This window comes from Neobacillus mesonae (genome assembly GCF_023715155.1).
Classification (GTDB): Bacteria; Bacillota; Bacilli; order Bacillales; family Cytobacillaceae; genus Neobacillus; species Neobacillus mesonae_A.
Genome location: NZ_JAMBNQ010000016.1, coordinates 42,983 through 58,713 on the forward strand (window position 1 = coordinate 42,983; position 15,731 = coordinate 58,713).

13 protein-coding genes are annotated in these 15,731 nt (G+C 37.2%); 3 read left to right on the forward strand and 10 right to left on the reverse strand.

The annotated features are described in order from the left end of the window. Positions 1 to 442 precede the first annotated feature (442 nt). Positions 443 to 592, forward strand: a complete 150-nt coding sequence (locus M3183_RS14395; protein WP_251470774.1) for a hypothetical protein — start codon at positions 443 to 445, stop codon at positions 590 to 592. Between the two features lie 90 nt (positions 593 to 682). On the opposite strand, the gene M3183_RS14400 is transcribed toward M3183_RS14395, so the two are convergent. Next, positions 683 to 1,117: a hypothetical protein gene (locus M3183_RS14400; RefSeq protein ID WP_251470775.1), complete on the reverse strand. Its 435-nt coding sequence runs from the start codon at positions 1,115 to 1,117 to the stop codon at positions 683 to 685. 375 nt (positions 1,118 to 1,492) lie between these two features. Here M3183_RS14400 and M3183_RS14405 point away from each other — a divergent pair, with 375 nt between their 5' ends. Next, complete coding sequence (locus M3183_RS14405; protein ID WP_251470776.1) at positions 1,493 to 2,560, forward strand: C45 family autoproteolytic acyltransferase/hydolase; 1,068 nt, start codon at positions 1,493 to 1,495, stop codon at positions 2,558 to 2,560. 158 nt (positions 2,561 to 2,718) lie between these two features. On the opposite strand, the gene M3183_RS14410 is transcribed toward M3183_RS14405, so the two are convergent. The 5 genes from M3183_RS14410 to M3183_RS14430 all read right to left on the reverse strand — a co-directional run bounded on the left by M3183_RS14410 (position 2,719) and on the right by M3183_RS14430 (position 10,930). Further along, positions 2,719 to 7,182, reverse strand: a complete 4,464-nt coding sequence (locus M3183_RS14410) for a coiled-coil domain-containing protein (protein WP_251470777.1) — start codon at positions 7,180 to 7,182, stop codon at positions 2,719 to 2,721. Then, the gene (locus M3183_RS14415; protein ID WP_251470778.1) at positions 7,160 to 7,903 is read right to left on the reverse strand and encodes a DUF6063 family protein; all 744 of its coding nucleotides are present in this window, start codon (positions 7,901 to 7,903) and stop codon (positions 7,160 to 7,162) included. Before M3183_RS14415 ends, M3183_RS14410 begins: the two co-directional genes overlap by 23 nt. After that, on the reverse strand, positions 7,900 to 9,417 hold the full coding sequence (locus M3183_RS14420; RefSeq protein WP_251470779.1) for a hypothetical protein: 1,518 nt from the start codon (positions 9,415 to 9,417) through the stop codon (positions 7,900 to 7,902). Before M3183_RS14420 ends, M3183_RS14415 begins: the two co-directional genes overlap by 4 nt. Further along, on the reverse strand, positions 9,408 to 10,472 hold the full coding sequence (locus M3183_RS14425; RefSeq protein ID WP_251470780.1) for a Wadjet anti-phage system protein JetD domain-containing protein: 1,065 nt from the start codon (positions 10,470 to 10,472) through the stop codon (positions 9,408 to 9,410). The genes M3183_RS14420 and M3183_RS14425 overlap by 10 nt, the downstream gene beginning before the upstream one ends. A 257-nt stretch (positions 10,473 to 10,729) precedes the next feature. After that, a complete protein-coding gene (locus M3183_RS14430; RefSeq protein WP_251470781.1) occupies positions 10,730 to 10,930 on the reverse strand; it encodes a cold-shock protein in 201 nt (66 codons plus the stop codon). Positions 10,931 to 11,239: 309 nt separating this feature from the next. On the opposite strand from M3183_RS14430, the gene M3183_RS14435 reads away from it, so the two are divergent. Next, positions 11,240 to 11,410 carry a hypothetical protein gene (locus tag M3183_RS14435; RefSeq protein WP_251470782.1) on the forward strand — a complete coding sequence of 57 codons (171 nt, stop codon included), beginning with the start codon at positions 11,240 to 11,242 and terminating at the stop codon, positions 11,408 to 11,410. A gap of 110 nt (positions 11,411 to 11,520) precedes the next feature. On the opposite strand, the gene M3183_RS14440 is transcribed toward M3183_RS14435, so the two are convergent. From M3183_RS14440 to M3183_RS14455, 4 genes are all read right to left on the reverse strand, one after another. Further along, positions 11,521 to 11,685: a DUF3934 family protein gene (locus M3183_RS14440; RefSeq protein WP_251470784.1), complete on the reverse strand. Its 165-nt coding sequence runs from the start codon at positions 11,683 to 11,685 to the stop codon at positions 11,521 to 11,523. Positions 11,686 to 12,262: 577 nt separating this feature from the next. Beyond that, a complete protein-coding gene (locus M3183_RS14445; RefSeq protein WP_251470785.1) occupies positions 12,263 to 13,006 on the reverse strand; it encodes an aspartate/glutamate racemase family protein in 744 nt (247 codons plus the stop codon). Position 13,007: 1 nt separating this feature from the next. Further along, positions 13,008 to 14,435 carry a cytosine permease gene (locus M3183_RS14450; RefSeq protein ID WP_251470787.1) on the reverse strand — a complete coding sequence of 476 codons (1,428 nt, stop codon included), beginning with the start codon at positions 14,433 to 14,435 and terminating at the stop codon, positions 13,008 to 13,010. A 20-nt stretch (positions 14,436 to 14,455) separates the two neighbouring features. Then, complete coding sequence (locus M3183_RS14455; protein WP_251470788.1) at positions 14,456 to 15,700, reverse strand: M20 family metallo-hydrolase; 1,245 nt, start codon at positions 15,698 to 15,700, stop codon at positions 14,456 to 14,458. Positions 15,701 to 15,731: the final 31 nt, after the last annotated feature.

The window sequence follows — 15,731 nt, forward strand, 5'->3', positions numbered from 1 at the left end:
ACAAAAATGATCGAAGTAACAACTCTGCAATACATTCATTTTATTTATAATGAACACTTTAATCCATTTATTAGATATTGATCTAGGTTTTTAGTACAACCTGGATTTACTTAACAATCAACTTCTGGATATTTTAAAAAGCAAAAGAAGTTTGCCAATAAATGAACAAATTTTTCTAATCGAAAAAGTATAATCCTGCTTTATCCTTTTTGTAGCAATTATTTAAGATAAACTAACAGTCTATTTACAAATAGGTTAATCTTGGTTAGTTCGACAAATTTTTAAAAATTGCTTGTTATAATGGCTTTACCTTAGCGGTAGCTGCGCTTATAGCCCCTTCAACAATCTTCATAAAAGGTGAATCTATTGAACATCTGAATTTGGGTATGATTCTTGAAAAAATGCTGAGTGATGAATCTTAATATTCTAGGAGGGAATGAATGTGTGGATTTTAACCCTTTATTTACAAGACAGTATCAAAATGTTCGAATATGACAATAAGGATGAGGCTTTAAAGGAATATAAAAAAACAAATGGATGTAAAATCCTCTCTGAGGTTATTTATTTTACGGATTTTGAAAGGAATGAATAACAACAAAGCAAACGTCATTCTTACTTGAATGGCGTTTGCTTTGTTCCATTCCATTTATAGTGCTGGTACAGCAGATTGTCAATTATGATTTTAAACATTCGTTAATTTCCCATTAACTAGAGCTTTATCTAATTCACGAACTTGATCATATGCCCGTAACAATTGCTCAGGAACCAATGTTCGACCGTATTCCCACGCATTCGTTTCAATTTTAGTCTTAAGCTCTTCTATTTCATCATCTTCACCATACATTATAGTCCTAAGATCATGTTTATTTTTCTTAAAATCTAAATAATAACCGATCACACGATAAAGAATGATTTTAACAAAGTTTTCATCTGTCTCGTTAATTCTGATTTTATTGATATAACTATTAACTTGAAGATAATTAAATTTAATGGTATTGGTTGATACGTTATAACTCATGGGAGCAGCAAGTTTATTGTTTATTTCATAGTTAATAGTTAATTTATGCTCTTCTAATGTATCATCAATAATTTTCTCTATATTCCAATTATATAGCATCTATCTATCACTTCCTTTAATAGCTTATTTCATTTATGTAACTGAATTTCCCTTTACTCCTTATTTTACAATATTTTATTTTTCAATAAAGTAATAAAACCATGACAAATATAACTTTTCCTGTAATGTTAGAAAGTAGCCTCTCAAGATTTGTTTTAAAGTTGGCATTAATTATCACAATCAAAGTCATGTTCAATAAGAAGACATTCATAAGAAGGTATGGTAAAATGAAATTCCTTGGCAGGGGCATTATAAAAGGGAGTTGGCATTTATTTGCAAACTCCCTTTTTCATTAAAGTATTATCTTGTATTTCTTGAGTTATTTTACAATAAAGTTTACTTTATGTTTTTGAATTATGTAAATGAGGGGAAAGAATGAAACGTGTTTTTAGTGATGTCATACAGTTTCGTGGCAGCCATTATGATTTTGGATATCGGCAGGGCGAGCTTTTAAAGGACTCTCCTATTTTGCCAAACCGCAAAAAATTTTGGGGAAGTAAATCAAAATTACGGCATTATCTCGTTAATGATATGGAAGTTAAAAGAATGATACTTCATTTTGCTCCTGGTATTTGGGATGAATTAACGGGGCTTTCGGATGCATTAAAAATGAATTTGACCGACACTTTGATTCAATTTGGCGGCTATTACCTTGAGTATGGTAAGAGCGGGTGCTCCATTTTTACCAATGGCGATTATATGATCCGAAATTATGATAATGATCCCCTTTCCTATGAAGGTCGATATGTTCTCTATCAACCTTCAGACCAAGGATATGCCATGATTGGACCCTCCATGCAAATCACCGGACGGACAGATGGGATTAATGAAAAAGGTTTAAGCATGGGTTATAACCTTATTAACCGCGTAAGATCAGACGATGGGTTTATTTGCAATATGATTGGACGGATCATTTTGGAGATGTGTGCAAATGTAGAAGAAGCTGTTTCACTCCTTAAGGAGATACCCCATCGCCGGTCATTCAGTTATGTACTGCTTGATCCTAACGGTGAATCCGTTGTGGTAGAAGCCTCTCCAAGAGAAGTGGTGGTCCATCACGCCAATATATGCACCAATCATTTTGAGATCCTCACACATGAAAATCGATACAAATTTGAGGATTCACGAAATAGATATGAAGCGATGGAAAAACAAAAAAGCACCATCATCGCCCCCTTCTCCGCTTATCAAATGCTGAATGATTCGGACAAAGAGGTTTTCTCTAAAAAATATGGTGCTTGGGCAGGGACATTGCATACAGCTGCCTACTTTCCAAAAGAGTTGAAAGCATGGTTTGCCCTCGGCGGAGACAGGCTGCCATTTATCTTTGACTTTCACCAATGGCTCCATGGAGAAAAGCTGCACGTAACACGCTTAAAAGGTGAGCTGGATACAACGATTCCATTTGTTAATATGGAGGAAGCAACAAACGGCAAACGCTGAAACTTAATGATGAGTTCAGTGTTTGCCGTTTTAATGATTTCAGACAACTGCTGCTCCCAAATTGTATTATTTTTCGGCTCTGTTGACTTGGCAAAAACCCTGCTCTATGAATATCATTTCATAAAGCATAGTTATCACTAAATGAAGATTGGTTTACCTTATTGCTTAACTTCCTCCCCCTGATAGATGCGAAATGCTGGAACAATAGTGTCAGAAACGATTTCCTTTCCTTTTTCACGAATAAAATCCAATTTATAGTAGGCATCGAATCTTTGGCTGATTTCCGTTTTCACCAGTTCAGGTGGTGTGACGACGATGAATTGAAATTTCAGTTTCTCGGCGACAGCGAAGATGGGGTCAAGGACATGTGCCGATGCAGCTTGTCCAAATGGATTATCACAGACTAAAGGCACCCAGCTTTGATTGGTTTCGCTTTTTACTGACAATAACATCATCATCATGACCATACGAGCGGAAAGTTTCTGCCCGCCGCTTCCGTCTGATTTGGTCCTAGATCCTTGATTAATCGTCTGCCAGGTCGAATAGTGCTCTTTTTTGGGTTTGCCATACATAAAAGCATTATCTGTTCGCATGTTATAGACGAGAAGTTCAGGGTATCGATTCCTGAGCGAAACAAATAAAATTTGCTCATCACTAATCAATTGTTTAATTTCTTGGTCTAATGATAGATTGTTATTATCAATCACATCAAACTGTTTCGTAATTTTGTTAATAGCCGCTACAAAATGCTGTCTCAGTAATGGCTCGATCTCTTCCGCCCTTTTCGGCAGGATGTCCTCTTTTAGCTGGACAAGTGGAAAGGATCCTCGTTCATTTTTCAGCTTCATTTTCGCAATCATCGACCGGATCGACTCTGAAATGCTCATCACCTTCATACTGGCACGGCTGGCCCAGAAGTTTTGCGCCTTTTCAGCTCGTTCTTTATCACGTTCCAATTGCTCCAATCCGCTTTGTGAAAAACGTTTCATATTTTTAACGATGGTTTGAACATGTGAATAATGCCATGTATCCATATGGTCAAGTGTTGTTAACACTTCATTTTTAAAACGAATCTCCCAATCTTTGCCTTCAATCGCAAGCTTTAAATTACGCAACGATTGTTCGATTTTCGCATGCTTCTCTTGACCTTCCTCCTGGATTGCTTGATGTTCTTCACACCAGGACAGGATGCAGGTTTTCCCTTGATTCTTAATTTTTTCAACATCCTGATCCGTAAAGGCAGCCGCTTCCTCCTTAAGAATAACGGATAAAGTTAGCAAATCCCCTTCATAACTTGTAATAATGGCTTCTGTTTCCTTTAGGAGTTTTTCTGTTTTCTTTAATTCATCCTTTGCAATTTTCGTTTGATCATTAATTTCTACAGCCTTTACTTCTAAGTTAAGGTCTTCCCATTCTTCAGGTTGATTTTCATGCTTTGCGGCCTTCTTTCTTAACTTTTCACGCTGTCCAAGCGCATGCTTTAAGGAGGTTTCTGCTACGGTTACAGCAGTACCTTGATCACGCTCTTCTTTTTCCGCTGACTTTGTTTCCTTCTGTGCGGTTTGCAGCATATTTTCCAATATACTCATCGGTTCATCCGGTTCTTGAACTTCCTTCCACTCCTTATGATGAGCAATTAGTTTTTTCTCTAATTTCTTTTGCTGCTTTTGTTCGGATTCTCTTGTTGCTTGAATGACCAATAATTCACTAGCCTGCTCTTCTTTTGATTTTTGCAGCTGCTTTAACTCTTCGATGCTCCCAGTTATCTCTTCTAAGAGATGTGCGGAAAGACGCGGGACCTCTTCACTTGGATCTGCTTTTACTTCTGGGGGGAATGCCGCAGCATTTATAAAGGCAGCAATTTCTTTGATCGTTTGTTCGATGTTTAGCTTCCATTCAAAATAGGTCTGATTCCACGTACTTTGCAATTCAACAATTGATTGGTGCTCATTGCTTATTTCCTGCAGCTTGATGGTCAAAGCATCATTTTGTTTTTCTTTCTCCAGCTTCACTTGTTTATTTTCTTGATGAAGCATTTTTTCTTCATTAAATTTAGTCAATGTTTCCACATCTGCAGTAAGCTCTTTGCGTTTTCGTTTTGTTTTTTCCAACTGTTCTTGTAACTGAAGCTGATATTCTTTCTCTTTTTCCTCTTGCGTTATGATTTCTTGAAGTTTCGTTTTCTCAGAAAGAAGAGCATTCTGTTCCCGGCTAAGGATTCTTTCTAGATCAATGGAAAGCTCACCCGATAGGAATCGATCGATTTCTTTTAAAATTTGACGGAAGGACTCTTCTGTTTTTTCAATTTCTACCAGCGTTTCTTGCTTTTCTTCTATTTGTTTCGCAATACTAATTTTCCAGCTGGTGAATTGATTTTTATCCGTTAATAGCGCTTTTTCGGTTCCGTTAATGATGACAAAGGAAGCTTGATCCCTATCTTTTTTCATTTCCTCACGCAGGAAGATGGGAACAGGGCTATTAAACATTCTTCCCGAAAGAACCTGCTGATTAATTTTTTGCCATTGATGTTGGCTGACGACCAGACCATATGGGAGAAGGGGATAGGTCAAAAGGTATTTCGCCAGATCCTCGGGACTTAAGGATTGGAGAAATTGGGAACCATAAAACACATCAATCCCTGTTTTTTCATCGATCCACTCCTTTAACTCTCTCACGTCCTTATTGGCAATCCAGAAATGATCATCATTTAAGGAATGGTCGAGCTGTGTTTTCCAAAGCTCTTTTTTTATTTGTTCCCCTTGTTGCTTATTCTGTTCCAGCAATTCTTCTATCTGAAGGGCATACTTCGATAACAAGGCGTGACTTAACGGCACAGTGATATCCTCTAGTAAACCACGAAGCTTCTCAACTAGTTTTGCTTCTTTTTGCGTTTGCACTTCATTGGCCTGCTTTAGCTCTTTACATTTTTCTTCTAAAAACGTAATAGATTGAGCAAGTGTGCCGTGTGTTGCAGCCAGCTGCTTTTGCTTTTCCGTAGATTCATGATCTTTTGCATACAGCTCTTCTAACTGAGCTTTTTTGTTTTCCACTTGTTTAGATAGGCTGTCGATATAACCCTTTAAATCATAGGTGATGCGGTCGCCAAATTCATTTGTAAGTTCTTCTTCCTTAGACTCGAATGATTGTATTTGCGTATGGAGACGATCAATTTCCGAACTTAGCTGAGCAATCTCCATTGTTTTTTGTTTTTCCTGCTGCATCAGTTGGTTTTCTTTTTTCTTTAAGAATCTTTGGTAACCATCATGCTGCTTCATAGCCTCTTGTATGGATTGGTAAGAAGTTCCCCACTCTGCTAAGGCTTCTTTTTTGATTTCATCCATTCTTTGATTAACCTGCACCAGGCCGCTGTTTTGTTCCAATTTCGCAATCTGCTGGGAAAGAGAGCGTATCGTTTGTTCGAATTCATACCATTCTTTTAAAATCGTCTGAAAGGCAAGCTCTTCTTTTTGTTCCTGTTTTTCCTTCACATTTTCTTGTAAGGCCGTGTGCTTCTTCCGTTCTTCTTCTAATTTTTTCTCCCAATCTAGTACTTCCCGATGCGCTTTTGCAAACTCCAAATTGTCTTTTTGAAAGCGCAAATTATCTTGTTTTAAGGTCAGTTTGTCAATGTCTTTTTCCGCCGTAAGGAGCGTTTCCTCTTCTCTTTTTTTTAAATGCTCTAAAGCACCAAGCAGCTGGCGGCCAACCTTGATGCTGTCTTCTATCATTTCTTTATGTTCTATGCCTTTTGCTAAGTGCTCTTCAAAAGGGATAATATCTTCTAAGAACTCTTTATGTGCTTGCTCTCTTTTTAAAAGAACTGGCAGGTCCTTCGCAATACTTGCCTGACTTTTGAAGATTTCTACAAGATCATTCTTTTGATGTTCTGTTCGATGCAAAACTTGACTAACAGTTGGAATAATTCGTTTTTGAAACAAAGAATGATCATCTTCTGCTCCCTCAAAGTATTTGCCGACACCGCCTTCGTCCTTGTTAATGTCTTTCAAGATATCCCAATCTTTACGGTTAATTCCATATGTATCCAGAATGCGATAATGCTTTTTCGTATCGCGGTAAACATCATATCCGTTCCATTTTAAATAGTCCTTCAAGCTTTCAGTGTCAGCCACTTCCTCATTTTCATAAAGCGGGATATGCTCAAGGGCCGCCTCTTCTTTCCGTTCAAACTCTCTAGTATAAAACGTAAAAGCAGGGAGGATTTTGGCTTCTTGTTCTAGTGTTCTGCTTTCATTTCCACTTTCATCACTCATCGAAATTCGCTGCTCGGCTGAAAACATTCCCCCCGTGACAAGGTGACGGCGATCGGCACCATCTAATTCCCACTGAATCACTACATGAAAGGTATAAGGAATAAATTGCTCCTTGTTATTAAAAAAGAATTGCTGATAATACCGGTTGTTTTGTTTTCCCCATGCCGTTCCAGGTTTGATTATTTGGAAGATGGTCTGAAGGAATACTCCTTTCCCGCCGCCGTTCATCATCGAAATGAGACCATTTGTCGAGGTTTCCTCATTATGGAAGTTAAACGTGGTATCTTTATATTGCTTTTGAAGGCCATCGTACTTCAGACCAACAATTCTAATTCGATGAATCTTCGGCATGCTGATCCCCCTCTGTCATTAATTGTTTGAATAATTCATAGCGATCATAATCGTGATACAGGTATTCAATCCGTTCAAACAGCTCTTGCTTTGGAATTACCTTTGGAATATCATCCCGATCCAGAATGACAATTAACCTTTCCGTCTCCAATAAACGCATGGCACTGGCAATTAATCCGATTCTTGTTCGCCGATTGGCTTTTTTGGCGCCATAATCCTCCGTTTCTACTTCCATGTATTTCCACGTGGTGACAACTTCCTTCATATCAATGCGCTCTTCTTCGCCGAAGCTGGGTTTCGTCTTCAAAATGCTGTCCCAGTTCATAATCAAATCATTCACTTGCCGCTCTAGTGTGTAGTAGCTAATCCCTTCCCGCTGCGAGCGGATTTTGGCTGCCTGGTTACGGTCGATACTGGCTAAAAAAGACATTATCACAACACTAATGAGATGGAAATGTCTTTTCGACTCGATTTGCTTATGCTTTTCCTTCATATGCGAAAAATTGGTTGCAAAGATGGAGCCCGTTGGCTGAACCACCAATTGAATCCTTTTAGGTGATTCAATGATATAGGTACCTGATTCGTCTGCTAATAAAAGAACGGTCTGCCTTACCTCCGGATCAAAATACTCTTGGAAGTGTTCACTATATTCATCGATGGCTTTTTCTTTTAAAAGAGTAAAATAAACAGCGGCTGCTCTTTTGATGGTTTCTGCACTCATTCTTTGTCCTCCTGTATACAACATAGTTTAAAAGGGGTTATTTTCGTACGCTGCCACAGGATCGGCTCGGCCCGATGATCAAATATCGTAAAGATTTTCATGCCTTCAAACACTTGAAATTGAGGGTATTCATTCATTAATTTAAAAAGAAGAATTTCCCTTTCATCGCTTAAGGTCTCTTCCTTCCTATTTAGTACTTGAACCTTCAGCGGCTTCTTATCAAACATCATCCATAAATCAATTGTTTCCGATTCTTCAAACCATAGATCCTGTATTTCTAATGGGAAAGTGGATAATTCACTTAATGAAAACTCTCCCGATGCTTGTAAATGTTGAAAAACATAACTCCAAGCCTTACTAACAGAATTCCAGTCCGTCACGCGTACCTGAGTGATTTCTTCTTCGGTCTCCTCCTCGACGACCACATCGGCCGCTTCTTTTTCATCGAATTCTTGTTCACCCCAAATCCAATCAAGCGGCAGAATGAATTCGTTTTTCGGTGAAAATAAAGAAGACAGAACGGTTTCGATTTCCGTAAAAGAACGAACACCTTCCTTCATGAACATATTTTCATAAAAATGCTCCCTGAAGGAAACCAAGCTTCCTTCCCAAAACAAGGATGGATTTTCTGCTTTTAATTTCATCTCATTGGATATATTTTGAATAACGAGCTTCGCAAACCGATCATGCAATTGTCTCGTATGGCCAACTTTTTCCTGGAGAAGATGCAATTCTTTTTGTACATCATCATCCTCTTGATTTCTTCGTTTCGTTTTTTCTATCATACTTGTAATGTTACGGAAGTGCGTTTTTTCCTCTTCAAATTGTTTCTCAATTTCAGCCCGATTATCTGCCCTTTGCATTTCTTCATCCATTAATAAGATTTTGGGATTGTTGATCATTTCCTTTTGAAAGGAGAATTCTTTTGCCATTAAGCGGTTAACGCGTGAAATGAGGTGATCGAGGTTTCGAGTCGCTTTACGGAAATTTCCGTTTTTAATCAGCTGCATACTGTAGAGTTGTTCGATGGTGATGGAGAATTCCTCCGCCATTTCTCTGCTCATAAAAATCATTTCCTGAGAAACCTCGGTTAGTTTATAAACAATGGTGCCGCCTATCTCTAAATTCGTGTATAACTCATCCATTGTGACATAGCGGAATACCTGGGTCTCCCAGACCTGTCGAATTTCATCGAAATAGAACGCTTCAAACGGCTGACTGTACTCTTCTTTTCCGGAATACAAAAGGCCACTTGTGATCCGCTCAATCTGCTTATCGTCTGCCAGCAGTTTCAATTGTTTAATCGCATCTTCTACCATTACCTTAATATCAGCCTTTTTTCTTTGATCATCATCATTTAATTCCCTGTAAAAAATGGTGAGGAGCACTTGCATGAGAATCGTTTGGACATACGGTTTCAGTTCTCCTATTTCCATTCCCCTCCCAAGCTCAAACAATGGATTTAATCGCTGCATTCGCTGAGCGAATCCTTCCCATGATTCGTTCACATCCATCGCCTCCATGTTTCAATTGTCAGAACTTCCTGTGGAATCCGCTTATTTTCATTCCATAATTGCATGAGTAATGCTTGCTCCTCTTCTGCAAACCATTGAAAGAAGGCATCGCGAACTTTGAGATTTTGTGTTTGACCTTGTTTTTGATCATTTTTTTGGTCTAGACATTCAAGCATTTTGCGATAAATTTTTAAGGCAGGCTGAATACAACAATCTGGATATTTTTCCATTAGACGGATAAGGATTCCGTACCCCGCCGCATCCAAATCGCCTGCGTAATAAAAAAGATAGTTTTTAGATGGAAACATGCGAAAGAAAAACGAAAAGCTACGTTCTATTTTCGTGCCTTCTCCATAAATAATTAAATCAGGCTCATAATCAAGCATCCCTGCTTCTAATAATTGAATGGAAGTATGGAAGAATGATAGATTTTCGACGATGAGAATTCGCTGAATTTCAGGAATGGATTTCCCTTGTTTCATCCAAAACACAAATGGCTCCCCGTAGTTTACCATTTTAAGCTGAGCATTAGTGATGCCGATTCTCATTAAAAAGCCTTTACCTTCAGAAAACTGTTCGACATCCAGCAGGAATTTTTCATGGCCAAATAGCTCCAAACTTCTTTCTTCGACTGACACCCATTCTCGTTCATGGTTAGATTGTAAAAACGAATAGACATTCTGAATTCGATTCCATTCCTCTTTTGTCTGCCATTCTGGATAACGTTCATAATAGGAAAAATCAAACAGATCACTTAATTTCATCATCTCAAGACGATCCCATTTGGGTACTTGAGCCTTCATATTCACCCAGTAATATAAAGCGAGCGCAGGTGTTTTCCCGTTGTATTGATTATTTTGAATAGGGGCTAGCTGCCCTTCCGCTTGTAACATTTGAATGGCATTAAAAAATAGCGAATACCCATCCATTTCAAAATAATTATCCATCAGCTTGCGTAATTGGAGTTCTAAATCATTTATATTGATTCTCTTTTTTTGACTAGGGTGTTGAATATCTGAAATAAAACCTCTCACCCGAGTTTCAATGAGATCCATTGTGCTCACCTGCTTACATCTTCTATAGTCATAAGAATATAATACTGCTTTTTATTCGGATATCTTTCTATTATAAACTAGTTCCGCAATGGCTTGTAAATGATTTAACTATTATGCAGGTACGTTTCGAAAAAAATCTTGTTTCAGAATATTCATCTAAATTGCTGTTTTAACTGAGGCTTATGTTCTGTTTTAAAAAAAGTAAAAGACAGACTCTAAAATATATAAGAGTCTGTCTTTATACGTCCTTTTAATCATTATGCCTTTTGAACATTTGTAGCTTGGGGACCACGTTGGCCTTCTTCTATGTCAAAAGTAACATCTTGTCCTTCTTCAAGTGATTTATACCCTTCGCCTTGGATTGCTGAGAAATGAACGAATACATCTTCTCCACCTTCACGTTCGATGAATCCGAAACCTTTCTCACTGTTAAACCATTTTACTTTACCTTTTTCCACTTTCTTTGCCTCCTATTGTGTAAACTATACACAATTGTTAATATTTTGTAACCCCACCAAGATTTTTATGAATCCTGGTATGTTCCTATTATTCCCTAATTAATTAAAAGTTTATTCAGTTTATTTAATACTAAATTATTAAAGTGCTATGGTGTTGGGTTATATGTCACTGATTTCCCTTCATAAAAGCTAATACAATATTGTAAGCTGGATAAAATAAGAGGACTAGTCAAGTATCATTCATAATGTATGCTACAATAGATGAAGAACATCATTAAAACTAAATTTCTTTTCAGAAAGGGTGATTGAATGAAGAAAAGTCTTTTTACTATAGGGGACGAAGTCATTATCAAAGCTTCCGGTAAATCGGCAACCATTTTTAAATACGAGTATGTCAAAAACATGAAAAGGTACTCTTACGTTGTAAATGAATACCCAAACACCTTTTTCTTTGAAGAAGAATTAGAAATGAATGAATAATTTCATTTAATTATTATCGCTTTGGGTGAAGTACAAAAGGACACCCGACATCATTCACCTGTCATATCCAATAGTAGAAGTGGAAAATACTTGGATTAAACTCCGATATTTCATTTGGATGTATTACCTTTATTATGACTGGTGTTCTTTGGTTCATCCGACTTTTTAACACGTTTGCTAATATAAGGTTTGGCACTCTTAGCTTTATTGGCACCAGCTTTCCAACGATTCCAGCCCTTCTTGCCCGTACCTCTGCCTGTTCCGCCTTTATTCATAATAAATTCACTCCAAAATTATTATAAACCTGATTTCCTGTGTTTTTTTTATTAACTAAGTAAGATGAAATATACTACAAATTATAGAAAAAGGGAAACGGCTTCTTGCGGATTGATGTGACTACCCGAGAATAGAATCAGTCCCTTGCACAAAGAGTTGAAAGCTTTGGTTTGTCATCGGCGCAGACAGGCTGCCATTTATCTTTGACTTTCATCAAGGGCTCCAGGGAGAAAAGCTGTACGTCACACGCTTAAAAAGTGTGTTGGATACATGTTAATATGCAGGAGATATCTAACAAATGAAAGGATGAACTCAAATGAAGAATTCATCCTTTTTTGTTTCAATGAGCTTAGGTTGCTGTTTCCTGGATATTTAAGTTTTTAAAGATTTATTCTGACCGCCTTTTAAAAACCCAATTACAAAGAACAATCTCTTTAAAAGATTGATTCTTTTTAGGAATCTTTTAGAGATTGTGTAATTCTTAAAAGTAATACATGTATTGCATCATATTTTTGCCAAAATTAATATTTTCAAAAAACTGATTTGTACTAGGGGTCAATAATAATTTAAATTTATTTAATTGTCTCCTAAACTCCCATAGTGTTTTAATAATCCTGCGAATTCTTTTCTTTCTGGAGATTTATAAGTTTTTAATTTACTGGTGGTTTTCCCGAGTTCAACAATGGCTTCTGCAAACTTCACAGCAGCAACTACTCCATCAATAACTGGTACTTCTAACTCTTTTTCTAACTCATTTGCAAGCTCAGCCATTCCTGCACAACCTAATAAAATTGCTTCAGCATCATCTTCCTTAACTGCTCTTCTTCCTTCCTCCTTTAACATCTCCATTGCAGCTTCAGGATCCTTTTCAATATCAAGCACACTTAACGGGGTGGTTCTTACTTTAACAACACGATGTTGCATTCCATATCCTGCAACAAGCTCATCTAACATGGTTTTGATACGCGGTATAACGGTGACAACGGAAAAACGAGCAGCTAAAATTGACGCCATATACATTGAGGCTTCTGCTATTCCAATTACTGGAGCTTTTGTCACTTCTCTTGCTGCTTGAAGTCCAGGATCTCCATAACAGGCTATAATATATGCATTAATCCCCTCCTCTTCTCCTTTTCGTACTTCCTCTAAAACACCCGGAATACTTAGATACTCATCGTAAAAGGATTCAATTGAAGCTGGACCCATTTCTGGACTTACTGCAATGATTTCTGTGTCTTGTCTGGCAACACTCTTCGCGGCATTTTCAATACCCTTTGTCATTTCCCATGTAGTATTTGGATTAATTACCTTAATTTTCACTTTACATCACTTCCCCTTCTTTGTACTCTGCAAGTTCAATTTTATCGTCAATATAACTATAGATTTCAGGTTGAGGGAACTTCTTTCCGACCCAATATTTCATTAAGGGATAATAAATTACATTTGAAACAATAAACGCTGTGAAGAATCCATAATCAGGAAAGAAAAAAACTGTTAATCCCGAAGGTATATAAGCGAATACTGCAGCTGGATTTATATTGTTCCAATACTTATATTGTCCATTTGAACGGTAGATTTCCTCTATATTTAACTGTCTCTTTCTTAGTAGATAATAATCACAAAACATGATACCTGCAATTGGGGATAATAAAGCAGATATCACGATTAATATTTGTGGAACATAGTCTGCAAAATTCCAAGGTTGCAATACCAGCCCAATAACACCGGCTATGATAGCTCCTGTAGCAAAACTAATTTTTTTAGGAAAATAGTTTACAATAATGTAACCCGGTGGAAGTAGGTTAGCACTTATATTAGTAGACCATTGTGCTAATATTACGAATGCTAAACAAACAATAAGAATTGCAGGGTTATCTTTGCCCAAAACAGTGGTCATGACTTCAATAGGATTCCAGTTACCTGTTGCTACACCGCTAGTCATCCCTATAATGGTAAACAGCAACATGGAACTTAGTAGTCCCAAGAAATGGGATATAAAACTCCCTTTGTTAGCCCTCCACCAAGTTGATTTTTGGTCATCTTTTTTTACTTTCAGAAATCTGGTAAAATCAGGAGCGTTAAGTGCCATTGTGATATATAGACCCATAAAAACAACCATTCCATAACCAAAAGAAAGACTTCCATCACCCTTCATAGAAAATAACTTCCCGAGGGTAATATCAAAATGAGTCATGACTAAATATTGGAGATATACCCCAATAATTAAAATACTTGGTGCAGCCAAAATTTCAAATAGCTTAATAGCTTCTACTCCCATCGCGGTATTAATAATTTGAACAGCTCCAAATAATATAATTAGGAGTGTCAAATTAGAGTACCCTGTCAAAAGTACCATGATTTCATTTAACGCAAATGCACCCATCCAAGTCTGAAAACCAAACCAGAAAATTGCAGGCAGGGCACGAATCGTCCCTGCAATATGGGTTCCTAAATAACCGAAACATGCCCTAATATATACTGCAAAAGGAATTCCGTATTTGATTCCAATATCGCCTAATAGTGTTAATAACAAAGCAACAATTATATTCCCTAGAAGAGCAGCCCATATAATCTGAATCGGAGATAAAGCAGGAAATAACTGGGCGGCAGTTACAAATGTGACTAATTGGACTGCAATCCCGATCCAAAGTAACAAAAATCCAAAAGTTGAAATATTTCTTTGATTATTACTTGTGGGCATAATATCTTTCCCTGTTAAACTAATTTCTTTTTCAGGGGTACTATTCATAGAAAGACCACTCTCCCTTGTTATTTAACATAGTTTAGAACAGTTTCTTGTAATAAAGATACACCCTTTGTGATATCCATTATTGCTGCGGATTCCTTAGGGTTATGACTAATTCCATTTAGACAACGGACGAAAATTACACCTATATCTGCTATTTCTCCTATTGCCATTGCGTCATGGCCAGCTCCACTAATCATTTTAGGTGCATCTAGTTCGAGTGATTTCCCAATTTCCATCATTTTTTCCACTACATGGGGTGCACACATTGTTGGATCTTTAATTAAGTGCTCAACTATTTCATACCTCAATTCCCTATCCTTGCAAATTCTAGCTATTTCATTTTTTATTTTAGATATGGTTTGATTTCTTCTTTCTAGGTCAATGTCACGGATATCAAGTGTAAATTCAACCAATTCAGGAATTACATTGCTCCCACCAGGTATGGCTGTTATCTTTCCAACTGTTCCCACAGTCTGTGAATTTGAATCTTTGGAGCAAACTTCCTCAATAAAGCCAATAATTTTAGCTGCCCCCGCAATTGGATCCCGACGTAAATTCATCGGAACGGTTCCAGCATGACCGGATTCCCCAAAAATTTTCACACTAAACCATGCTGGACCCGCAATTCCTGTTACAATACCTACTGGTTTATCAATCGATTGAAGGTAAGGACCTTGTTCAATATGAAGTTCAAGAAAAACTTTAATTTCACCCTTACATCTAACAGATTCATGAATTAAGTCAGGATTTAACCCAAACGATTTTAATGCTTCATATCTACTAATTCCATTATCATCTTTCTTTAATAGTTCTAATTCAGTGACCTTGCCAACCATACCCCTACTACCAAATAATCCACCTTGAAAACGTGTTCCTTCTTCATCACAAAAAGCTATTACCTCAATCGGATATTTTGTTTGCATACCTTCATCATGAATAAATTGTGCAACCTCAATTCCACCTAACACACCTATAGTTCCATCATATTTACCCCCATTTGGTACAGTATCAATATGTGAACCAATCATTATTGAAGGTGCATTGGAATCATTGCCCTCTTTTCGTCCAATTAGGTTGCCTAGGTTATCCACTCTTACTTCTAAACCGGCTTCTCTCATCCAATTGGCTACTAGCTGTTGGGCTTCATAATCATCTTTAGTTAAAGCTTTTCTAGTAACACCATTTTCAGGAGTTTTTCCGATTTTTGATAGTTCTTCGACTCTCTGTAATAGTCGTTCACTGTTTATTTTATATAGCTGTTTCATAGATTCTCCTTTTATATAATTTTGAAAATGG

Coding starts and splice junctions, on each gene's coding strand:
- M3183_RS14420 (WP_251470779.1), bottom strand. CDS start 9,417: ATGGATGTGAACGAATCATGGGAAGGATTCGCTCAGCGAATGCAGCGA.
- M3183_RS14415 (WP_251470778.1), bottom strand. CDS start 7,903: ATGAGTGCAGAAACCATCAAAAGAGCAGCCGCTGTTTATTTTACTCTT.
- M3183_RS14455 (WP_251470788.1), bottom strand. CDS start 15,700: ATGAAACAGCTATATAAAATAAACAGTGAACGACTATTACAGAGAGTC.
- M3183_RS14425 (WP_251470780.1), bottom strand. CDS start 10,472: ATGGATCTCATTGAAACTCGGGTGAGAGGTTTTATTTCAGATATTCAA.
- M3183_RS14435 (WP_251470782.1), top strand. CDS start 11,240: ATGAAGAAAAGTCTTTTTACTATAGGGGACGAAGTCATTATCAAAGCT.
- M3183_RS14400 (WP_251470775.1), bottom strand. CDS start 1,117: ATGCTATATAATTGGAATATAGAGAAAATTATTGATGATACATTAGAA.
- M3183_RS14410 (WP_251470777.1), bottom strand. CDS start 7,182: ATGCCGAAGATTCATCGAATTAGAATTGTTGGTCTGAAGTACGATGGC.
- M3183_RS14450 (WP_251470787.1), bottom strand. CDS start 14,435: ATGAATAGTACCCCTGAAAAAGAAATTAGTTTAACAGGGAAAGATATT.
- M3183_RS14405 (WP_251470776.1), top strand. CDS start 1,493: ATGAAACGTGTTTTTAGTGATGTCATACAGTTTCGTGGCAGCCATTAT.
- M3183_RS14440 (WP_251470784.1), bottom strand. CDS start 11,685: ATGAATAAAGGCGGAACAGGCAGAGGTACGGGCAAGAAGGGCTGGAAT.